Source organism: Prosthecobacter sp. (assembly GCF_044373815.1).
Taxonomy (GTDB): domain Bacteria; phylum Verrucomicrobiota; class Verrucomicrobiia; order Verrucomicrobiales; family Verrucomicrobiaceae; genus Prosthecobacter.
Genome location: NZ_JBIPNG010000579.1, coordinates 1 through 3,649 on the forward strand (window position 1 = coordinate 1; position 3,649 = coordinate 3,649).

At 59.1% G+C, this 3,649-nt stretch carries 2 protein-coding genes and 1 pseudogene; all 3 read left to right on the plus strand.

Going from position 1 to position 3,649, the window contains the following annotated elements:
- Nucleotides 1-363 (plus strand): annotated as a pseudogene (locus ACIREA_RS28505) (hypothetical protein); the annotation flags it as partial.
- Nucleotides 364-426: 63 nt separating this feature from the next.
- Nucleotides 427-2,394 carry a bifunctional aldolase/short-chain dehydrogenase gene (locus tag ACIREA_RS28510; RefSeq protein WP_397385714.1) on the plus strand — a complete coding sequence of 656 codons (1,968 nt, stop codon included), beginning with the start codon at nucleotides 427-429 and terminating at the stop codon, nucleotides 2,392-2,394.
- Nucleotides 2,395-3,087: 693 nt separating this feature from the next.
- Entirely contained in the window at nucleotides 3,088-3,495 is a 408-nt protein-coding gene (locus ACIREA_RS28515) for a DUF2721 domain-containing protein (RefSeq protein ID WP_397385715.1), read from the plus strand.
- The last annotated feature ends 154 nt before the right edge of the window (nucleotides 3,496-3,649 follow it).

Below are 3,649 nucleotides of genomic sequence, written 5' to 3' on the forward strand. Positions count from 1 at the left end.
TTCCACCAGGTCATCGCCAGCTACGGCAAGGACGAACCGCTCCGCCGTTTCAAGGACCTGCCCGATGCCCTGCAGTTTGCCCAGGCCAATCCTGGAATCCTCGGGGAGGAGTGGCGTGTCCATTTCCACATCCCCATCCATGCCCAGCCCGGCGGCGGCTTCGACAGCACACGGGATCACTTGATTAGCACCATGGACTGGCTGGCCAAAAATCCCACCAAATGCCAGCACATCGAGATGGAAACCTACACCTGGGAAGTCCTGCCGCTGGAAATGCGCAGCGGAGATGTGGTGGATCAGCTGGTGCGGGAATACGATTGGACTCTGGGAGAGATGCGAAACCGGGCGCTCGCCCCCGTTTGAGAGGGAAAATCCCCTTGCACCGGGGCGCATCCATCGGAAGTCTGGCACTCCCAATTTCCCCACATGCAATCCCTCTGGAACGACCAAGAAGCCGCCACTTTCGGCACCGATCTGCTCGGACAACGCGTTTACACCTCCCGTCTGCTCGGCCGGAATCCCGCCCTCGTCCTGCACGGCGGCGGAAATACCTCAGTCAAGGTCACGGAGAAGGACTTCTTCGGTGATCCGGTCAATCTCTGCTACGTCAAAGGCAGCGGCTGGGATCTCGCCACCATCGAGCGCGCCGGCTTCTCCCCTGTCCGCATGGAGGCGCTGATCAAGATGTCAAAACTCGCCACCATGAGCGATGAGGACATGGTGCTGCAGCAGCGTGCGGCCATGACCAACCCCAACGCGCCGGCCGCCAGCATTGAGGCGATCCTCCACGCCATCCTGCCCTTCAAATTTGTCGATCACAGCCACGCCAACGCCATTTCAGCCCTCACCTGCAACGCCGGCGGCGAAGCCCGCGTGAAGGAAATCTACGGCAATCGGGTCATCATCGTCCCGTATGTGATGCCCGGCTTCATTCTGGCCAAAACCATCGCCGACCTGATTGCTGGCCGCGATCTGCGTCAGGAAGGCATCCAAGGCATGGTGCTGCTCAAGCACGGTCTCTTCACCTTCGATGACGATGCCCGCAAAAGCTACGAGCTGCACATCGAGATGGTGACGATGGCAGAGGACTACCTCGCCAAAAAAGGTGCCCAAGCAGCCACAGCTGCAGCTACGGAGGATCTCATGGCCCTGGCGAAACTGCGCCAGGCCGTCTCCAAACGCCGTGGCTTCCCACAAATCGCCCGCCTCAATGCGTCCCCAGAAGCCGTGGGATATGCCAATCTCGCCACCGTGGCAGATTTCGGCACTCGCGGCCCCCTGACCCCGGATCATAGCATCCGCACCAAGCGCGCCCCCGCATTCATCGGCGCAGACCTCGATGCCAGCGTTCAGCAATACGCAGACGACTACGCCGCTTACTTCCAGCGCCACGCCAGCGGCCAGACCATGCTCGATCCCGCCCCCCGTTTCGCCATCTGGCCAAACCACGGCGTCGTCAGTTTTGGCGACACCCTGAAGGACGCCAAAATCGTCGCGGACATCGCTGAATCGACCGCTGCCACGGTGCAGCTCGGCGAATCCGTCGGTGGCTGGCAGCCGCTGCCTGAAAAGGACATCTTCGAAATCGAATACTGGGATCTTGAGCAGGCCAAACTGCGCAAAGGCCCCGCCCGCAAGGTGCATCAGGGCAAAGTCGCTCTCGTCACCGGCTGTGCCGCCGGCATCGGCTTCGCCATCGCTGAATCACTCGCCGAGCAGGGCGCGCAGGTTGTCGGACTCGACATCGACAAAGACATCCCCGACATCATGAAGAAGATCGGCGGCATCGGCATCGTCGTGAACCTCACCGAAGACAAACCGGTGCAGGACGCGATTGATTTCACCGTGCGTGAGTTCGGAGGCATCGACATCGTCGTCAGCAACGCCGGCATCTTCCCCAAAAACGATTACTTGGATGCCATGGCCCAGGGCGACTGGGATCGCACCATCATGATCAATCTCACCAGCCATCAGAAGCTGATGAACAAGGTCATTCCGTTTGTGAAGCAGGGCATCGACGCCAGCATCATCTTCGTCGGCAGCCGCAATTTCAAAGCCCCCGGCCCCGGTGCCAGCGCCTACTCCTGCTCCAAGGCTGCGCTCACGCAGCTCTGCCGCGTCGCCGCCCTTGAACTGGCCCCGCACAAAATCCGCGTCAACATCGTCCACCCAGACGCCGTCTTCGACACCAAGCTCTGGACCCCCGAGGCCCTGCAAAAGAGCGCCACGCGCTACGGCATGACCATCGAGGAGTACAAGACCAAAAACCTCATGAAGGTCGAGATCAAGTCCAAGGACATCGGCAACATGGTCAGCGCCATGGCCTCCCCCTTGTTCGCAAAAGTCACCGGTGCTCAGATCCCCGTGGACGGCGGCAACGACCGGGTGATTTAAGGAATAGAGCGAAAAAACTTTGCCTTGCAAAGAGGCACAGGAAGAAGACACAGGAGCCACTTTACTCCTACGAACAAAGTATCTCACAATGGATTCTCAATCCATTGTGGGAAGACCTGATTACAGAGTATCGTTGCCAATCGATTTTTGTGCATATGGTAAGCACGCATGGAACCCAGGCACTCAAAGAAGCCAATGCGTCATGCCACCAAAACGACATGCAAAAACATACGTGAGTGGATCAAGCTCGGCCTCGCAACTGCTGCAGGCATTGTATTTCTCTGCTGCTGCCTCGATCCCAAGCCGAACGAAATGGCATCCATAATGAGTCTGTGTTTTTGTTTGATTTTGCTGGGAGAAAAAACTTTACCTGAACGGCTGATCTCAATGGCCAGGAACCTCAAGCAATAAGACGGCGGATGAGACAGCCCGCATGAACGGGCTCCCGGAGGGAGCAGAGAAATTAGCCGGTGGTGGAGCGAAACCGCGAAGCTGTGCAGCGGGAACCACCGGACCGCGCACACGCTATGACCATGTTCAGGGCCGCATGCCGGAGGTATGCGAGAAACCCTCAAACGCCCAGCGGTCACGATGGGTACGCATGGCTCTCGCATACCTCCGGCTTGCGGCCTTGATCTTGATTACACACGGGCTCCGCCTTGCCGAGCCACCTCCCGTCGACGATCAATCTCCATGCCTCTGCCAGAACTCCCCCTCTCCACCCCCTCGCTGCTCTTTCCGGCGATCTCGCTGCTCATGCTGGCCTACACCAATCGCTTCCTCGGATTGGCCGCCGTGGTGCGCGCGCTGCATGCGAACTGGCAGTCCACGCAGGAGCCGATCCTGCTGGCGCAGATCCGTAGCCTGCGGAAGCGCATTCAGATCATCAAGCACATGCAGACCATGGGCGTGCTGAGCCTGATGTTTTGCGTGGCAAGCACCACCCTGCTGTTCTTTAAGCAGCAGACGGAAGGTCAGATCACCTTCGGTGTGAGCCTGATCCTCATGCTGGCATCTCTGACCCTCTCGCTCGTGGAAATCCAGATATCCGGCGCGGCGCTCGACCTGCAGCTGCGCGACGTGAAGTGTCGGGATCAGTAAGCAGGCTCAAAAAGCCCCCAATGCGATTAACTCGCCGAGATGGGGTCTTTGATGATGCGGCGCAGCAGCGGGAAAAGGGCGTCCTCGCATTCCTTCCGTTTGAAGCGCAGCTGACGCTTAACCAGCGGATTTCCAAACATGCGGTGGCTGTCCG